Genomic DNA, 17881 nt, shown 5'->3' with positions numbered 1-17881 from the left:
AGCTCATAAATTATTATTGGAAAATCTCATTAAATTTCGTTAAAATATCGATTTGCTTTGTCTCTGCACCTTTCCAATTCACAGTTAATTGTGGAATTTCATCCAATGCTGCTCGATCCTTCACTGGAATTTCTTTGTTCCCTGGAAGTAAATATGCATCTGTTACTAGCTTTTGGCCTTCATCTGAAAGTAAGAAATCAACATAAGCTTGGGCTCCATCTACATTTTTAGCATCTTTCATAATTCCAACTGCTCGTGGGCTGACAACCGTTCCACTTTTCGGGTAAACAATTTCCACTGGCTCCCCATCTGCCTTTGCTTTATAAGCCATGTAATCTACTCCAGAAATTGTTGCGTCTTTATCTCCAGTTATAACTGAATCTAATGCTTCCTTATTTGCACCATTAACTTGTAAACCATTTGTTTTCCATGATTGAATAATGTCCCAACCAGTTTTTTCTGCTTCCGTATATCCATAGATGAAATCAACAGCTGAACCTGACAGACTAGGATCTGGAATATTGATTTTATCTTTCCACTCAGCTTTCGCTAAATCAGACCATTCAATCGGAGCTGATTTTGCATTTTTAGTGTTGTAAGCAATTCCTAATGCTGATGCACTGTAGCCATAGTAATAGCCTTCTGCGTCAGACCAATCGCTATTGATTTTATCTGCATTTTCAGCGTCTTTATAACTTTGAAGTTGATCAGCTTCTTTCATCCCATCCATTGAAGCTACTGAAGCTAATACAACAACATCTGCAACAGGATTCGTTTTCTCTGCTTCTAAGCGAGATAAAATTTTCCCAGTTGTTCCTTGGAACATCTCTACCTTCATTCCTGTTTTTTCTTCAAATGCCTGTTGAACATTTGCTGCTAAACCATCTGGCCCTGCAGAATAAACTGTTAACGTTTTGTTTTCTTTCGATTGTGCACTTGTTTCACCATCATTTGCGGCTGTGTCGTTATTTCCGCACCCTGCTAATGCTAATGTCAAAAGTGTTCCAACTGTTGCTATCATTTTTAAACTACGTTTCTTCAATGTAATCCCTCCAGTTGATAAATTTGTTTTTCATCTATAAAAACTTTAAGCTGTTTTCCTTTTTCGAGCGGAGCGTTTTCGTAAAAGCTCCATTGATTGCCTTCCACTTCTGCTTGAACTAAATATCGATCTCCAATAAAAGTGCTTTTCACTATTTTTGCATGTTTTGCTATAGCTCCTAATTGTGAGTGTCTTGAAACTCCTTCTGGACGAACAATTCGGCTACCTTTAACTACCCAATTTACTTTTCCAATAAAGTCAGCCACATAAGGTGTAGCTGGTGAATGATAGATTTCTTGTGGTGAACCTACCTGCGCAATTTCCCCTGCCTCCATTACGATAATCTGATCAGACATTGTCATAGCCTCTGTTTGATCATGTGTAACAAAGATAGCTTGGCAATCTAGTTCATGAATAATATGCATAATCTCTTCTTGCATCTTCTCTCGAAGAACTGCATCTAAAGCTGATAAAGGCTCATCAAATAGAATTAGTTTTGGATTTGTTGCAAGAGCTCTAGCAAGTGCCACACGTTGCTGCTGTCCACCAGATAATTCGCCAGGCTTACGTTTCTCAAATCCCTCCATTTTCACCAAACGCATAACATGATCTACTCGTTCCTTAATTTCTGACTTGGGCAATATCCCTTTTAATGCAAAAGCAATGTTCTGAAAAATAGTCATATGTGGCCACAGTGCAAAATCTTGAAAGACCATTGCAATATTACGCTTATTTGGTCTAACATTCTTACGAAGATCTGACGAATAGATGACTGTTTCATCAAATCTGATTTCACCATTTGTTGGTTTCTCTAAACCAGCTAGTATTTTCAATAACGTTGTCTTGCCACAACCCGATTGACCTAAAATTGTTACAAACTTACTGTCTAGTTCCACATTAATTGGCCAGAGTGCTTGAGATTTCCCATACTTCTTTTCTATATTCGTAATCGAGATTTTCATAATGCCCTCCTCGTCTATAACCACTATAAGTTCCAGATATTTAGGAAATATTAACCTAGTATTAACAATTCGTTAAAAAAACTCTAATATACTATAGCCAATGCAAGAATTTATCTAATTTACTTTAGGGGGATAAAATGAATAATCTCAAATTACAGGCATTCTGCTTGCTGGTGAATTTAAAAAAGCTAGCTCCTGTCGCTAAAGAGCTAGGTATTACGGCACCTACTGTTTCCTTTCATATTCGTTCAATAGAAGAAGAATATGGTGTACGTTTATTCCGTACAAATGCTGGGGGTTATCGTTTAACTGAGGCGGGTGAAGGACTCTATCACTATGCACGTCAAATCGTACAGCTACAAAAAGACATGAATCAATTCTTTGAAAACTTAATAGAGGGTAATATCGGCTCAATTCGGCTAGGTGCTAGCGGGCTTCCTGCTCATATTTTCATGCCTGATATTATTGATCAGATTTCCACAGCTTATCCAGATATACGGATTTCTCTAGAAGTAAAAACAGCTCCTGAAATCGAAAGGAAATTAATACTTCAAGAGTTAGATTTCGGACTTATAATGGAAACGAAACAAGAGGATCCAACACTCATTTATGAAACTATTGGTGAAGACTCTCTTGTTCTTGCATTAAGTCCCACACACGAGCTTGCAACAAAAAAGGACATCTCAAAATCAGATGTCCTTAAAAGCAAAATATTATTACACACCTCTTCAAGTTCAACTAATCATTTCATCGAAAAATGGTTAGAACCTTTCGCTCCATCTATCTACACAATCGAACTAGATTCAGTAAGTACCATAAAGAAGATGTTAACTTACGGCAAAACATTAGCCTTTATTTCTGTTGCTCTAATGGATGAAGAACTAAAATCAGGAACTTTACTCAAAAAAGAATTGAACGATATTAAGCTAACTCGAAAGATTCAGCTCGTATACCCCAAGTGTCGCTTAGACAGTAAAATTGATGAGTTTGTAAAGAGAGTGATTCACAATTTAGCGTGTGAGTACAGAATTATCGAATCATAACATATATAATATTTGCAAATTGCACACATTTCGTAGTTTCGATATCCATATCATGATTATTCTCATGCATACGTACCCTAATCTACAAATCCCTAACAGAAAATACTCTATTAAAATGTATGTTTAATGGATTTTTAGAAGGGTAGCGTATTGTATGAGACTAAAAGGAGGATATGAACATGACAATACGAAAAAGTGAAAAACAAAAACAGCTAGAACAGTACCGAGTAGCAGATGAAGGTCATGCATTAACAACAAATCAAGGATTAAAAGTCACAGAAGATGAACATTCTTTAAAAGCAGGAAAACGAGGTCCTACTTTGCTAGAGGATTTCCATTTACGTGAAAAAATGACACATTTTGACCATGAACGTATTCCAGAAAGAGTGGTTCATGCTCGTGGTTCAGCTGCTCATGGTATCTTTGAAACCTATGAATGTGCACGTGACATTACGAAAGCAAAATTCTTAAATGGAACAGGTACAACGACACCAGTTTTTGTTCGTTTTTCATCAGTAGCAGGTTCCAGAGGTTCTGCCGATACAGTCCGAGATGCACGCGGATTTGCTACGAAGTTTTATACTGAAGAAGGAAACTATGATTTAGTAGGCAATAATATTCCTGTCTTCTTTATTCAAGACGCTATTAAATTCCCCGATTTTATACACGCTGTTAAGCCAGAACCAAACAATGAAATTCCTCAAGCACAGAGCGCACATGATACTTTTTGGGATTTCATCGCAAATAATCAAGAATCAGCCCATATGACGATGTGGCATATGTCCGATCGTTCTATCCCTCGAAGCTTTCGTATGATGGAAGGCTTTGGCGTAAACACATATCGATTCATTAATGAAGAAGGCAAAGCACATTTCGTTAAATTCCACTGGAAACCTGTATTAGGAGTAAAATCACTCGTTTGGGACGAAGCGCAAAAAATAGCTGGAAAGGATCCTGATTTCCATCGACGCGATTTATGGGAAGCTATAGAGCAAGGTAACTACCCTGAATACGAATTAGGAGTTCAACTAATTCCTCAAGAAGATGAATTTAAATATGATTTTGATGTATTAGATCCTACTAAAATTTGGCCAGAAGAAGAGGTTCCTGTTCGTATTCTTGGCAAAATGACATTAAACAAAAATGTCGACAACTTTTTTTCAGAAACAGAACAAGTTGCATTCCACGTTGGACATGTTGTACCAGGAATTGATTTTTCAAACGATCCACTGTTACAGGGGAGACTTTTCTCTTACACAGATACTCAATTAATTCGCCTTGGTGGTCCAAACTTCCATGAATTACCTATCAACCGTCCCATTTGCCCTTTCCATAATAATCAGCGTGATGGTTATGGACGCCAAACAATTAATGTTGGACAAGTAAGCTATCACAAAAATTCACTTGCTAATAACACCCCTACCCCTGTCCCAGAAGAGGAGGGTGGATATTCACCCTATGAAGAAAAAATAGATGGCTATAAAATTCGTGCACGTAGTGAGAGTTTTGAGGATCACTTCTCTCAGGCAAGAATGTTTTGGCTTAGCATGACAGATGTAGAAAAACAACATATCATCAATGCTTTTAGTTTTGAACTTGGAAAAGTAAAAAACAAAGCTATTCGAAAACAGATAGTTGATATGTTTGCTCAAGTAGATACAAATCTCTCTTTAGAAATTGCCAATAATGTCGGCGTTTTACCACCAAAAGATGTTGAAGTTGTAAAAACGGATCAAACATCACCCGCTGTTAGCCAAGAACAGAATGCCGTTGAAAGTAGCGTAAGTCGAAAAGTAGCTGTTCTAGTATCCTTCAATTCCACATCTGATATAGATCAAGTTCTTACCACATTAGAAGATGCTGGTATCGTGACAGAACTTATAGCAGAAAAGCAAGGTACCCTTTACAACCGAGAAGTCGACCAAACTTTCTCAACAGTTGATTCTGTCCTATATGATGGCGTATACGTTACTACTCCTTATAAAGATGAGAAAACTCAAAAACAGGCAAGCTATTTCATAGAACAAAGTTATGACCATTTTAAAACAATCGGTTATACCGATACAGCAGTACCATTCATCTCTCCATTAACTGAAGCTGTTGGTGTGGAGAAAAATCCACAAGCATTTGTAAAAGCCCTAGCTAAACATCGTCATTGGTCACGTGAATAAATTCAAACATCTTGGAGTTAGTATTAAGTTATTTTATATAAAGAATTCACCTCATCTACTTTATTAAATTAAAGTAGATGAGTTTTTTCACTAATTTTCTATTTTCATATAATTAAAATGCCCTTAAACTTTAAGCTAATTATTATACTTTTTTTCATATTCGGGTTACCCTATGTATGAATATTAAATTTCGAACTATAATAATGCTAGACAATATAAGGAGAGATTCACATGCAAAATATTAATGGTAAAACAGCGCTTATAACTGGTGGAGGACGCGGAATTGGCCGTTCTACAGCAATTGCTTTCGCAAAAGAAGGTATTAACATTGGCTTAATCGGCCGAACTCTTGAAAATTTAGAAAATGTAGTGGCTGAACTAAAAGAATATGGAGTGAAGGTAGCCATTGCAACTGGTGATGTATCGAATATCGATGAAGCAAATGCTGCAGTTGAAAAAATCCGTGGGGAACTTGGCGCTATTGATATTTTAGTAAACAGCGCTGGTATTTCTAAATTTGGCAACTTCCTTGAACTTGATCCAGAAGAGTGGGCGAAAATCATCCAAGTAAATGTCATGGGCGTATATTACATAACACGTGCAGTTCTTCCAGAAATGATTGAACGTAAAACTGGTGATATCATTAATATCTCTTCAACAGCTGGTCAAAAAGGGGCACCTGTAACTAGTGCATACAGTGCTTCAAAAGCTGCTGTTATTGCTCTAAGTGAATCATTAATGCTTGAAGTAAGAAAACACAATATTCGCGTTAGCACTTTAACACCAAGCACTGTTGCTACTGATATGGCAGTCGAATTGAATTTAACTGATGGCAATCCAGATAAAGTAATGCAGCCAGAAGATATTGCAGACTTTATGGTTGCCCAACTTAAATTGCACCCAAGAGTTCTTCTAAAATCAGCCGGTTTATGGTCAACAAATCCATAAGTGTTTGTATAAAAAAGAGAAACTCCTCACCTTTTTCATAAGATGAGGAGTTTCTTTTGATTTTCAGCTTATACTCTTACTAATCACTGCCCATTAGTAGCGGAATTCTAAGACGGATTTATTTCAGAAGATACAGCGTTAAGGGATGCTGAGCTATTAGTTTGAGTTGTAGATGTATCGTAGGCAATCAGAGTTACACCCAATTTCTCTTCCATTTCATTAATTTCTCTCAATTGTTCATGATTAAGTTGTGCGTATTTATTTTCTTCCATCTAAACACTCATCCTTTCTGTAAATATAGTCTTTCCACAGAAAAATGGATTATGCAGAAATAATAGTCGATATGTAAAAGCAACCTTACTAAGTATCTGCAAGGTTGCTTTAGATTTTCATTTTGAGCAAGAGTAGTTTATGAACGAATATTTTTGAACGCTTCTGATTGTTCTCTTATTCCTTTTTCTGCAGCGAAACGCTCTATACTTGAAGCACCGAAGAAACCACAAATACCGTCCACTTTGTTAATCACATATTCAGCGTCTGCTGGGTCTGCGATTGGTCCACCATGGCAAATAACTAAAATATCTGGATTGATAGCACGACCTGCTTCAATAATTTTTTGGATTCGTTCCACACAGTCATCTAATGATAATGCAGTATGTGCACCAATTGTTCCTTTTGTCGTCAATCCCATGTGAGCAACTAAGATATCTGCACCTGCTTCAGCCATTTGCTTCGCTTGTTCTTCATCAAATACATAAGGTGTTGTTAACATATCTAATTCATGTGCTTTACGAATCATTTCTACTTCAAGTCCATAACCCATTCCCGTTTCTTCAAGGTTTTGACGGAATACACCATCTATTAAACCAACTGTTGGGAAGTTTTGAACACCGCTGAAACCTTGTTCTTTTAATTGTTTTAAAAAGACATCCATTACACGGAATGGGTCAGTACCATTCACTCCTGCTAATACTGGTGTATCTTTGACTACTGGTAATACTTCATTACCCATTTCTACAACGATTTGGTTTGCATCTCCATAAGATAACAATCCTGCAAGTGACCCACGGCCAGCCATGCGGTAACGACCTGAGTTATATACAATTAGCATATCAGCGCCGCCTGCCTCACTACTTTTCGCAGTAATACCTGTACCTGCTCCTACACCTAATAAGATGTTCCCATTGGCAATTTCATCAGTAAAACGTGCTAAAATTTCTTTTCTATTTAATTGGATCATGTTTGTCACTCCTCTTTATTTTTTCATCATTGCTATTAAGCGCTCAGCTGCTTGTTCTGCAAATGCTTGTGCATTAATATCTATATCCATTTCAACAATTTCAACTATTGGATTGTCTAAGTTATTACGCAATGCAGTAAATAATGCAGCGTTTTCTTCAGGACCATAGAAAGACTGTCCTTCTACATCAAGACCAGACAATCCTTTCAGCGGAAGCATTAATACAGTATCTTTATTTGCCATATTTAACTTTTCAGCAATTACTTCACCAATTTTGTTATTTTCTTCTTCATTTGTCCGCATTAATGTAACCGTAGGATTATGTTTGTAAAAATTGCGTCCTGCAAATTTCCCTGGAACAGAATCAAATGTTCCGAAGTTCACCATATCAAGAGCCCCTAAAGAAACAACTTGTGGGATACCCTTTTTAGCCGCTGCTTCTAAACGACTTGGTCCAGCAGCTAAAACACCGCCAACTAATTCATCTGCCCATTCAGTAGTGGTGAAGTCTAATACGCCATCTATAAAACCAGTTTCGATTAACTGTTCCATTGTACGTCCACCTACACCAGTAGCATGGAATATCAGTACTTCATATCCCCTATCCTCCATATATTTCTTAGCAAAATTCACACAAGGAGTTGTTAAACCAAACATGGTAGCTGCTACTAGCGGTTTCTTTTCAACTTTCAAATCATGCTTAAAGTGAAGCATCCCTACAATCGCAAATACTGCATTTGTAAAAATACGAGTAGAAATAACATTTAGCCCTGCAACATCTACAACAGATGGCATCATCACAATATCGCTTGTACCAACATATGGCTCAGTGTTACCAGAAGCTACAGTAGATACCATCAATTTAGGAACACCTATTGGTAATTTACGCATGCCTGGCGTCGCAATGGATGTACCACCTGTACCACCGAACGATAGAATGCCATCAAATTTACCTTCAGCATAGAGTTTTGGAATCAGTTGTTCCATGCCTTTTGATAAAACAGCAGTAGCATGTGCTCGATCCTTTTTATCTTGAATTGCTATAATATCTTCTCCAACAATACCTACAACCTCATCATTATTCACATCTGGTTTAAATTGAGAATCAAATACTCCCGTATGAATTGTCAATGTTTTCATACCTAAAGATTCAATAAGTTCTTTTACAAATAGAAACTCTTGTCCTTTAGTATCGAAAGTACCTGTCAAAGCGATTGTCTTCAAGTTCATCTCTCCCTTTTAATAAATCTATAAATAACAACAAAGAAAACGCTTTCAAAATTTCTTATTATTAATATACTAACTTATACAGGTAAAATGAATCTGTTTATATTTCATTATCTTTTGTTTATATTAGATTCTATAAATTCTTTTGGAGAAACGCCTCTATACTTTTTAAAGATAACGCTAAATTGTGCATAGTTTGGATAACCTACCATTTCAGCCACATTCGTTAATGGTAAAGACTGTTTTTTTAATATATCAATAGCTCTATTCAATCGAAATTCAATTAGATATTGTGTAAAAGCCATACCTACTTCAGATTTAAATAGTGTACTTAAATACGAACTTGATAAACTCAACATTTTGGCAATATCACGTAACTGAATTTGGTCCATATAATGGAGATGAATATATTTCTTCACAAATTCAATATAGTCTCTTTGACTCCCCATCCCATCAATAATCTTCTCTATTAACTCATCATAATGGAAATCATCCGATTTCTTAAAAGACTTTGTAATTTGCGTAACTGTTTGTTCAGTTGGTATACGTTCTATAGAAGAGCCCCCAATATAGCCCATAATAGACGTACCGTCATACATAAATTGAACATCTATTGGTTTATTCACGGGACCACCATATATCATATGTATAACCGGCCTATTAAATTGCTCACAACGTTCAAATATTTCCATAGCAAGATTCTTTGCATGTTGCAATGATAAAATCTTCTTAGCTCCAAGAGAACCACCTACTGTTAGTCCCAAATGTACGCAAATAACAGCTGCCCCTGCTTCCATCATTTGCTCTGCCTGTTCCGCATTAAACACAAATGCAACAGTAAATAGCCCTCTCTTATTCGCCATCGCAATAGCATCCACTTCACGTGCATAACTCATCCCATTTTCCTCTAACGCTTCTCGAAATTGGCCATCTATTAAACCCACACTCGGGAAATTATTAATACCAGCAAATCCTGCTCTCTCAATTTCATTTAGTTTTTCAGCCAACTCGATTGTAGGATCTGTTGCCTGCAATCCAAAGATTACGGGAATATTGTTAACAATAGGTATCAACTCTTTTGATGCATAGCTCATAACAAGATCATTGCTATTGTCGTAAGCTAAAAAGCCTCCTAGAGAACTTACTCCCATTTGACGAAATCGACCTGAACTCAAAGCCAATATAAAATCTGCACCTCCAACTTCTGCATACTTAGCCGTCATCCCAGAACCTGCTGCCACTCCAATGAGATGGCCGTGCAATTGAAGCTGTTCTTCTAAACTTTTTAAAACATGTTCCTTTACATTCACCTCTAACACCACCTAACAAACAATTATTCAAAGTATAGCATTGGTGATAAATCAAATTACAGCAAACACATTATGACGCTATAGAAATTAAACGTCTATTTAAATATGAAGAAAAACAAAACAAATTATCAAGAATCATAACTCTGGATTAAGCAATATTAAAAAGATTATTTGGTAATCAAAATCATCTGAACTTTCTTTATGACTTTAATATTATTCTTCAAGTAAAAAAATTAAGTCAGTGACTAACCGTACTAATTTTCCCTTTTAAGTTGATTGTTTATTAAAAAATGTTATAAACTTAAAGGTATGCAATAAAGGAGGCAGATAAATGGAATGGATTTCGAATATAGTTGATGAAACAAATAATGTTTTATGGACATATATATTAATCGTATTACTACTAGGTGCTGGCTTGTATTTTACGATTGGGACAAAGTTTGTACAATTTCGTATGTTTGGCGAAATGTTCCGTTTAATAATGGAGAAAAAGGAAAAGGACGAGGGCGTTTCAGCGTTCCAGGCTTTTACTATTAGTACAGCTTCTCGTGTAGGTACAGGAAATATTACAGGAGTAGCACTAGCTATCGGGGTCGGTGGACCTGGAGCTATATTCTGGATGTGGATTATCGCCATTATCGGAATGGCTACCGCGTTTATTGAAAGTACACTTGCACAGGTTTACAAAGTAAGAGATGGTAACTCTTTCCGCGGTGGTCCTGCTTACTACATGGAAAAAGCGCTAGGCCAACGTAAACTGGCAATAGTCTTTAGTATTCTTTTAACTTTAAGCTTCGGTTTTATCTTCAATGCAGTACAATCCAATACGATTGCTACTTCAGTTGGAGAAGCATTTAATATCCAGCCTTATATCATTGGAATCGTATTAGTTGTGTTAACAGCTATGATTATTTTTGGTGGCGTACATAGAATTGTGAAAGTTACACAAGTAATTGTACCCGTTATGGCCATCTTCTATCTATTCATTGCTCTTTACGTTGTCGTGACTAATATTTCTGAAATCCCTTCAGTCTTCAGCTTAATATTATCTGAGGCATTCGGCTTGAAAGAAGCTGCTGGAGGAGCTATAGGGGCTGCGATTATGCAAGGTGTACGTCGAGGCTTATTTTCAAATGAAGCTGGTATGGGTAGTGTACCAAATGCAGCTGCTACTGCAAGTACTTCACATCCTGCAAAACAAGGTCTTGTTCAAAGCCTAGGCGTATTCTTTGATACAATTGTTATTTGTTCTGCCACTGCTTTCATAATTATTTTGGCAGGTCTATATTCAACAGGTCCAGATGACGGAATCGTCCTAACTCAAAATTCCTTCGCTGTACATGTAGGAAGTTGGGCTCCATATTTTATAGCAATTGCGATTATTTTCTTCGCATTTAGTTCGATTGTGGGCAATTACTATTACGGTGAAACAAACATCGAATTTATGAACGCACATAAAGGATGGTTAACTGGTTATCGTTTAGTAGTTTTAGGAATGGTCATGTTCGGGTCTGTAGCTCATGTATCACTTGTTTGGAACTTAGCTGATTTATTTATGGGGCTAATGGCGATGTTAAATATTATCATTATTATCTTACTAGGAAAAGTGGCTTTCCGTGTATTAGATGACTTTACTAAACAACGCAAACAAGGTAAAAACCCATCATTTTATGCAAAATCAATTCCGGGATTAAAAAATACGGAATGTTGGGAAGAAGAAGATAGATAAGAAAAAAACGTGCAGCATTTGCCTGCACGTTTTTTTATGGAAAAATATCATATTTTATGGAGCAAATAAGGGGTTCTCGAGTACAAAAAACTGCATCGTCAATTGCCAGTTTACTCCTAACAATTAAGTGCAGTTCAATTTGCTCCCCATTTTATGGCTATGTCATTCAGCCAAAGCAAGTATTTGCCCCATTTCCCTTTTTAATTTACAAGAGATCGATTAATGGAAGTTAAACTATGCTTGTTAAATAGTGTAATTGGTTTGAGTAAGATAGAATATGTTTTACCAGAAGAATGCTGAAACTAATGCGATCCCAGCAATTGCACCAAGAGCTATACCAAATCCAGTTCCGAATCCAAACCCAAAACCGCCTCCAAAGAATCCTAAACCAAATCCACCTAGACCGCCAGCTGGTTGAATCCAGACCATATCTCTCTCAACTCTAGTAATTCTCCCAACATGGACTCTACCATTGTGACAAGTAATTCTCACTGTTTTCCCATGGTGATTACAACATTGATCATATATGCTCATCTCCATCCTCCTCCCATAATTATTTACATACAAGTATGCTCTGCTAGTATATGGGAGTGATAAATTACTGTAATGGACAATCGTCTAGTGAATAAAGGATTAGTCGCTATTTATATTTTTCAAAATCAATGAAGAGTCTTAAACATATAATAAAAGACATCAAAATTAAAAGGATGAGATATATGTCAGTGATAAAAACACAGCCTTGGCTTTATGAGTTTATTGAACTATGTGAAGAGCAGTCGGGTAAAGATGCATCTTACATACAATGTGAGACACTATGCGGACCGCTTGAAGGGTTAAAGCCTAAATCCACTCCAGAAGTCTGGCAGTATGAACTTCAGAATTATGGACTTTTTGAGCCATATGAATGGACCAATTTAAAGAGCACATTGAAGAAGTTAGAAGATCAAAAAGTTTGGCAGATTGTTGAGCAAGAATATCAGTATTTACGGAGATTATGGAAGGGTCCAAAAGTTTCAATTTATATTTTCCCTATAAAAAACGCAAATATGAAGTTAGGAAAACAAACACCAAATAAAAACGGTGTGGCCTATAGTGGATCATTATTTTTATTTGTATCTGTCGATCTTCCACTAACAGAACTAAAGGCTTTATTAGCCCATGAATATAACCATGTTTGTCGAATAAAACATTTAGATTTGGCTTCCAATAAAATCACGTTAAAAGATTCACTCATCATTGAAGGTCTTGGAGAATATGCAGTAAAAGATTTGTATGGTGAGAAATGGCTTGGTCCTTGGGTTAATCTCTATTCATTTGAAGACGCTTCCGCTATATGGAAACGACGCTTTATACCTTCTTTAAATGTGCAAGACATAAATAATCATTACCCTTTTTTATATGGTAAAGCTAGAGGCCCACTTCCAAAATGGATTGGTTATCATCTAGGGTTTCAGATTGTTGATAGTTATCAAAAAAAGCACGGTCCCTTTAAAAAAGGCGAGTTATATTATAAATCCTCTGACGAAATAATTGCAGGTTCCAAATTTGCAATTGATGAGTAACTGTAAAAAAGCCCTTTCCAATCTTTTTTAAGTTAAATTAGAAATAGCATTTAAAGGCGCGATAACCTATGAAATGACGATAATGAGTTATTAATTCGTTATGCTCTTCCAATAAATCAAAGAGCTCTTTTTTTATGTTATCCGATTGATTAATATCATCTACTTCACTTGGACTAAGTTCAGAAGGTGTATCGATTATTTCAATACGCGTAAATCCAGCTTGTTGAAGCTTTGCCCGCCACTCTTTTTCATTCAAAATTTCTTTGATACCATATAAGTTGCATACAGTCCTCTGTAATTCTTTCGACAGGTTCTTTTCTGCTGTCATTTCAAGAAGAATTATCCTTCCATCACTTTTCATAACTCTAGCAAGTTCATGTAAAGTCTTTTCAATATCCGTAAACACGATAACAGATTCAGCGATGATGAAATCGAAGGAGTTATCCTCAAAATTCAAACATTCCGCGTCCCCTTCCATTACTTTAACTGAGGCTGGATCGTTTTTAAATCGTTCCACTGCTTTTGCTATCATAATTGGATGCTTATCTATTGCAGTAACTTGGCAATTAAATCGTTTTGCCAAGAAAGCTGATGTCTGCCCTGTACCACAACCTACATCCAGTACAGATTCACTTAGCTTAATATTTGCGTCTTCCAATATAGTTTGGGTTAGATTAAACCCACCAGGATGTGCACCACCAATTCCAAAGTAAGCTAATAAGTCTAAGTAAGCGTTAGACACAGGATATCCCTCCTATTTATTATAAGGTTATAGTATGCTTGCTCTTTAGATATGTAGATGTATAGAGTAAGCACTTAACGAAAATATTACTTCATAGTAAATAATTTTTGATACAAAAAAAGCAACCTTGCAGTAATTGCAGGGTTGCTTTTGATTATATTTCTACTACATTGTTAAGCGTTCAGGATTGTTGATAGTAAATATAGAAGAATTGAGACAGTATTCCACTGCTTATTTTCGGTTTAGAAATTTCAACCTTTTTCAAAAAGGAATTTTTTTGAGTGAGGTTCACATTTTTGAATAAATGATAAGCTCTTGTAGGAAGATACTATGGAATCCAAAAGAAAGGATGAGTTAAAATTATGAGTCAACCGTATTTATGCCCACAATGTCAAACTAACCGTACTCGCTTTGCTATTATTGAACAGACTCCTGCATATGTAAAATTAGATCCACAGAGTGGGGAAATTATCCAACAGTATGATAATCCTGAACAACTGCAAATACAATACAATGGAAGCGGGAGGCGTGTTCATTGTGGAGCTTGTGGTTTAATAGAAGACGAGCAAAGCTTTATCGCTACTGCTAAACGCTTAAAATTTGGAGAGGGAACTTCGCCATTGCAAGTAGCAGTCACTCCTAGTGAACAGTTTACACAAAATCAGTTCGATCAGCCTTAGATTTCTCAGAAAGATGATAGCTGCGGTGAAGAAATTCTTCAAATGCTTAGTCGAGGCAAACATTACAATTAAGAATTCCATCTTATTATTAAATCCAACAAGTTCGCCCAATTGTTAATCATTAAAATTATTCCATTATATATAAGTAATCAATCACGAGCTTGTATATAATGGTTTTTCATTACGCAAAAAATACACCGCTATTAAATAACCAAAGAAATAAAAAAGAAGCTTCCCAAAAGTTTACACAACTAATGAGAAGCCTCTATTATTATCCTCTATGTTAGCAATTCACTTTCACCTTACATACAAACCCTTATATATCAAGGGTTGCAGCGGCTTATTACATCATGCCGCCCATGCCGCCCATATCAGGCATTGCAGGAGCTGCTGCTTCTTTAATGTTTGCTACAACTGCTTCTGTAGTTAAGAATAGAGCTGCTACAGATGCTGCGTTTTGTAGTGCTGAACGAGTTACTTTAGTTGGATCTACGATACCAGCGTCGATCATATTCACCCATTCGCCGTTTGCTGCGTTGAAACCAATGCCGTTTTCTTCGCGTTTCAGGCGGTCTACGATGATTGAGCCTTCAAGACCTGCGTTGTTAGCGATTTGACGAACTGGTTCTTCAAGAGCACGCAGAACAATTTTAACACCAGTTGCTACGTCACCTTCGTGTGCTTCTGCAACTTCTGCCACTTTGTTGTAGATACTTACTAATGCAACACCACCACCAGCTACAATACCTTCTTGTACTGCTGCGCGAGTTGAGTTTAGAGCATCTTCAATGCGTAGTTTACGTTCTTTAAGTTCTGTTTCAGTTGCAGCACCAACTTTGATTACTGCTACACCACCAGCTAATTTAGCAAGGCGTTCTTGTAGTTTTTCTTTATCGAATTCAGAAGTAGATTCTTCGTATTGTGCACGAATTTGGCCTACGCGAGCTTCGATTGAAGCGATTTCACCAGCGCCTTCTACTACTGTAGTGTGGTCTTTAGTTACAACAACTTTCGCTGCGCGACCAAGCATATCGATTGAAGTTTGTTTAAGATCTAACCCAATATCTTCAGTGATTACTTGTCCACCAGTTAAGATTGCGATATCTTCTAATAAAGCTTTACGACGGTCACCGAATCCAGGAGCTTTTACTGCTACTGCATTGAATGTACCACGAAGTTTGTTCACTACTAATGTAGCAAGTGCTTCGCCTTCTACATCTTCAGCAATGATTAAAAGTGGTTTACCTTGTTGAACAACTTGTTCAAGTACTGGTAATATTTCTTGGATGTTAGCGATTTTCTTGTCAGTAATTAAGATGTATGGGTTGTCTAGGACAGCTTCCATTTTATCTGTATCAGTCACCATGTAATGAGATGCATAACCACGATCGAATTGCATACCCTCTACTACATCAAGTTCAGTAGTGAAGCCTTTTGACTCTTCGATAGTAATAACGCCGTCGTTACCAACGCGTTCCATAGCTTCTGCGATTAGTTCGCCTACTTCTTCGTCAGCTGCAGAGATAGCCGCTACTTGAGCGATAGCTTCTTTGTTTTCAACTGGTTTAGAAATAGTTTGTAGTTCAGTAATAGCTGTAGCAACTGCTTTGTCGATACCTTTACGAATACCAACTGGGTTAGCACCAGCTGTAACGTTTTTCAATCCTTCACGGATCATTGCTTGCGCAAGAACTGTTGCAGTAGTAGTACCGTCACCAGCGATTTCGTTAGTTTTAGAAGCAACTTCAGATACAAGTTTTGCACCCATGTTTTCGTAAGGATCTTCTAACTCGATCTCTTTTGCGATCGTTACACCATCGTTTGTGATTAGTGGTGAGCCGAAAGTTTTTTCTAGAACTACGTTACGCCCTTTAGGTCCTAATGTTACTTTAACAGCGTCTGCTAATTTATCTACACCGCGAAGCATTAAGCTGCGTGCTTCTTCACTAAATTTAATATCTTTTGCCATTGATGCGTACCCCCTAAATAGTTTTTAGTTTCAGTTATTAGCCGATAATAGCCAAAATATCGCTTTCGCGTAAAATTAAATATTCTTTACCTTCATATTTTACTTCTGTACCAGCGTATTGAGAGTAGATAACGCGGTCTCCTTCTTTTACGTTAAGTGGAACAGTTGTACCACTGTCAGTCAAGAAGCCAGTACCTACTGCGATAACGTTACCTTCCTGAGGTTTCTCTTTTGCAGAGTCTGGAAGAACGATGCCGAATGCTGTTTTTTCTTCTACTTCGACTAATTCGATAATAATGCGATCACCTAATGGTCTTAACAAGTGAAACAACCTCCTAGAAATGTGGAATTTATATTTTATTAGCACTCTTAAGTCATGAGTGCTAACACAATTCTTATAATAAAGAATTCCATCTTTTTTTGCAAGTAAGAAGCATAAATTATTTTGTTTTCGAAAGCGAGTATTCTACAATAGAGATAACACCTTTTTTAAGAGAGGATTTTAAATTTGAAATCAAAGAAAACCGCATTTTTTGTTTTGATTGTCTACATTATTATGCAACTATCATCTATTCTTTTTTTGAAACCGCTTCTCAAGCTCATACAGAAAATGAATCCTGACCTTAGTTTTAAGACAGCTATACTTATGACACAAGGTTGGTGGATATTCCTCAGTATGGGTACCGCTCTAATCGTTTCACTTATTCTCGTAAAGCGAGACAAAGGTTTTTGGCATGTTTTTAAAGGTGAAAAAGCTTCTATCCCTATGTCAATCGGCTGGGGTATAATTGGCTTCTTCCTCGTATTCTTTGGCCAAACAGTCGGTGCTCTCATCGAACAAGGTCTAGGTATAAAAACTGGCTCAGAAAATACAGCCAATTTAATTGAAATTGCAGATGTGGCTCCAGTAGCTATTATAGGTATCGTAGTATTTGGACCAATTTTAGAGGAATTTATCTTCCGTCGTGTTATTTTCGGTTCAATTTTCCGAAAAACTAATTTCTTTATCGCTGCTGCTGTGAGTGCAATTGTCTTTGCCGTTATCCACTTCGACTTTTCACACATCATACTTTATGCGATTTCGGGCTTTATATTCGCGTTTTTATATTATAAAACACAACGCATTATTACATCGATTATTGCACATATGATGCTAAACGGCTTTGTGACTTTAGTTCAACTTTATCAAGATGATCTTATGAGGTTCTTAGGACAGTAAGATTGCCAAGCCTACTCTTTTGTTGAGTAGGTTTTTT

The 17881-nt window shown here is 36.7% G+C and carries 17 protein-coding genes; 7 read left to right on the top strand and 10 right to left on the bottom strand.

Annotation, left to right across the window (positions count from 1 at the left end; translation table 11 throughout):
- Positions 1 to 13: 13 nt before the first annotated feature.
- Together MHH85_RS22135 and MHH85_RS22130 are read right to left on the bottom strand one after the other, a co-directional pair.
- Positions 14 to 1042 (bottom strand): ABC transporter substrate-binding protein, encoded by a 1029-nt coding sequence (locus MHH85_RS22135; protein WP_340708523.1) that lies wholly within the window; start codon positions 1040 to 1042, stop codon positions 14 to 16.
- Positions 1039 to 2004 (bottom strand): ABC transporter ATP-binding protein, encoded by a 966-nt coding sequence (locus MHH85_RS22130; RefSeq protein WP_340708522.1) that lies wholly within the window; start codon positions 2002 to 2004, stop codon positions 1039 to 1041. Before MHH85_RS22130 ends, MHH85_RS22135 begins: the two co-directional genes overlap by 4 nt.
- Before the next feature lie 137 nt (positions 2005 to 2141).
- On the opposite strand from MHH85_RS22130, the gene MHH85_RS22125 reads away from it, so the two are divergent.
- The 3 genes from MHH85_RS22125 (at position 2142) to MHH85_RS22115 (ending at position 6166) form a co-directional block, all read left to right on the top strand.
- On the top strand, positions 2142 to 3047 hold the full coding sequence (locus MHH85_RS22125; RefSeq protein WP_193737620.1) for a LysR family transcriptional regulator: 906 nt from the start codon (positions 2142 to 2144) through the stop codon (positions 3045 to 3047).
- A gap of 179 nt (positions 3048 to 3226) precedes the next feature.
- Complete coding sequence (locus MHH85_RS22120; protein WP_340708521.1) at positions 3227 to 5218, top strand: catalase; 1992 nt, start codon at positions 3227 to 3229, stop codon at positions 5216 to 5218.
- Between the two features lie 231 nt (positions 5219 to 5449).
- Complete coding sequence (locus MHH85_RS22115; RefSeq protein ID WP_053418952.1) at positions 5450 to 6166, top strand: 3-ketoacyl-ACP reductase; 717 nt, start codon at positions 5450 to 5452, stop codon at positions 6164 to 6166.
- Between the two features lie 107 nt (positions 6167 to 6273).
- Here MHH85_RS22115 and MHH85_RS22110 read toward each other — a convergent pair whose 3' ends face one another.
- The 4 genes from MHH85_RS22110 to MHH85_RS22095 all read right to left on the bottom strand — a co-directional run bounded on the left by MHH85_RS22110 (position 6274) and on the right by MHH85_RS22095 (position 9943).
- The gene (locus MHH85_RS22110) at positions 6274 to 6438 is read right to left on the bottom strand and encodes a hypothetical protein (RefSeq protein ID WP_340708520.1); all 165 of its coding nucleotides are present in this window, start codon (positions 6436 to 6438) and stop codon (positions 6274 to 6276) included.
- 137 nt (positions 6439 to 6575) lie between these two features.
- Positions 6576 to 7406: a phosphoenolpyruvate hydrolase family protein gene (locus MHH85_RS22105; protein ID WP_340708519.1), complete on the bottom strand. Its 831-nt coding sequence runs from the start codon at positions 7404 to 7406 to the stop codon at positions 6576 to 6578.
- Between the two features lie 15 nt (positions 7407 to 7421).
- Complete coding sequence (locus MHH85_RS22100; RefSeq protein WP_340708518.1) at positions 7422 to 8630, bottom strand: Tm-1-like ATP-binding domain-containing protein; 1209 nt, start codon at positions 8628 to 8630, stop codon at positions 7422 to 7424.
- Positions 8631 to 8743: 113 nt separating this feature from the next.
- The gene (locus tag MHH85_RS22095; RefSeq protein WP_340708517.1) at positions 8744 to 9943 is read right to left on the bottom strand and encodes a phosphoenolpyruvate hydrolase family protein; all 1200 of its coding nucleotides are present in this window, start codon (positions 9941 to 9943) and stop codon (positions 8744 to 8746) included.
- Positions 9944 to 10274: 331 nt separating this feature from the next.
- On the opposite strand from MHH85_RS22095, the gene MHH85_RS22090 reads away from it, so the two are divergent.
- On the top strand, positions 10275 to 11672 hold the full coding sequence (locus MHH85_RS22090; protein WP_193737625.1) for an alanine/glycine:cation symporter family protein: 1398 nt from the start codon (positions 10275 to 10277) through the stop codon (positions 11670 to 11672).
- Between the two features lie 282 nt (positions 11673 to 11954).
- Here MHH85_RS22090 and MHH85_RS22085 read toward each other — a convergent pair whose 3' ends face one another.
- Positions 11955 to 12206 carry a hypothetical protein gene (locus tag MHH85_RS22085; RefSeq protein ID WP_403983120.1) on the bottom strand — a complete coding sequence of 84 codons (252 nt, stop codon included), beginning with the start codon at positions 12204 to 12206 and terminating at the stop codon, positions 11955 to 11957.
- A gap of 182 nt (positions 12207 to 12388) precedes the next feature.
- Between MHH85_RS22085 and MHH85_RS22080 the strand changes: the two genes are divergently transcribed.
- Positions 12389 to 13234 carry a DUF2268 domain-containing protein gene (locus MHH85_RS22080; RefSeq protein ID WP_340708515.1) on the top strand — a complete coding sequence of 282 codons (846 nt, stop codon included), beginning with the start codon at positions 12389 to 12391 and terminating at the stop codon, positions 13232 to 13234.
- 37 nt (positions 13235 to 13271) lie between these two features.
- Here the strand turns inward: MHH85_RS22080 and MHH85_RS22075 are convergent, their stop codons facing one another.
- Complete coding sequence (locus tag MHH85_RS22075) at positions 13272 to 13976, bottom strand: class I SAM-dependent methyltransferase (protein WP_193737628.1); 705 nt, start codon at positions 13974 to 13976, stop codon at positions 13272 to 13274.
- A 362-nt stretch (positions 13977 to 14338) separates the two neighbouring features.
- Between MHH85_RS22075 and MHH85_RS22070 the strand changes: the two genes are divergently transcribed.
- Positions 14339 to 14656, top strand: a complete 318-nt coding sequence (locus tag MHH85_RS22070) for a DNA alkylation repair protein (protein ID WP_340708514.1) — start codon at positions 14339 to 14341, stop codon at positions 14654 to 14656.
- A 343-nt stretch (positions 14657 to 14999) separates the two neighbouring features.
- On the opposite strand, the gene groL is transcribed toward MHH85_RS22070, so the two are convergent.
- Both groL and groES read right to left on the bottom strand, forming a co-directional pair.
- Positions 15000 to 16625 (bottom strand): chaperonin GroEL, encoded by a 1626-nt coding sequence (groL, locus tag MHH85_RS22065; protein WP_053418960.1) that lies wholly within the window; start codon positions 16623 to 16625, stop codon positions 15000 to 15002.
- Positions 16626 to 16662: 37 nt separating this feature from the next.
- On the bottom strand, positions 16663 to 16947 hold the full coding sequence (groES, locus tag MHH85_RS22060) for a co-chaperone GroES (RefSeq protein WP_038179465.1): 285 nt from the start codon (positions 16945 to 16947) through the stop codon (positions 16663 to 16665).
- Between the two features lie 186 nt (positions 16948 to 17133).
- On the opposite strand from groES, the gene MHH85_RS22055 reads away from it, so the two are divergent.
- Positions 17134 to 17844: a CPBP family intramembrane glutamic endopeptidase gene (locus tag MHH85_RS22055; RefSeq protein WP_227751938.1), complete on the top strand. Its 711-nt coding sequence runs from the start codon at positions 17134 to 17136 to the stop codon at positions 17842 to 17844.
- The last annotated feature ends 37 nt before the right edge of the window (positions 17845 to 17881 follow it).

It is taken from the genome of Viridibacillus sp. FSL E2-0187, from assembly GCF_038006425.1.
GTDB lineage: Bacteria > Bacillota > Bacilli > Bacillales_A > Planococcaceae > Viridibacillus > Viridibacillus arvi.
This window is presented reverse-complemented; position numbering and strand designations above follow the sequence as displayed.

Coding starts and splice junctions, on each gene's coding strand:
- groL (WP_053418960.1), bottom strand. CDS start 16,625: ATGGCAAAAGATATTAAATTTAGTGAAGAAGCACGCAGCTTAATGCTT.
- MHH85_RS22070 (WP_340708514.1), top strand. CDS start 14,339: ATGAGTCAACCGTATTTATGCCCACAATGTCAAACTAACCGTACTCGC.
- MHH85_RS22090 (WP_193737625.1), top strand. CDS start 10,275: ATGGAATGGATTTCGAATATAGTTGATGAAACAAATAATGTTTTATGG.
- MHH85_RS22120 (WP_340708521.1), top strand. CDS start 3,227: ATGACAATACGAAAAAGTGAAAAACAAAAACAGCTAGAACAGTACCGA.
- MHH85_RS22085 (WP_403983120.1), bottom strand. CDS start 12,206: ATGAGCATATATGATCAATGTTGTAATCACCATGGGAAAACAGTGAGA.
- MHH85_RS22105 (WP_340708519.1), bottom strand. CDS start 7,406: ATGATCCAATTAAATAGAAAAGAAATTTTAGCACGTTTTACTGATGAA.
- MHH85_RS22125 (WP_193737620.1), top strand. CDS start 2,142: ATGAATAATCTCAAATTACAGGCATTCTGCTTGCTGGTGAATTTAAAA.
- MHH85_RS22115 (WP_053418952.1), top strand. CDS start 5,450: ATGCAAAATATTAATGGTAAAACAGCGCTTATAACTGGTGGAGGACGC.
- MHH85_RS22110 (WP_340708520.1), bottom strand. CDS start 6,438: ATGGAAGAAAATAAATACGCACAACTTAATCATGAACAATTGAGAGAA.
- MHH85_RS22080 (WP_340708515.1), top strand. CDS start 12,389: ATGTCAGTGATAAAAACACAGCCTTGGCTTTATGAGTTTATTGAACTA.
- MHH85_RS22130 (WP_340708522.1), bottom strand. CDS start 2,004: ATGAAAATCTCGATTACGAATATAGAAAAGAAGTATGGGAAATCTCAA.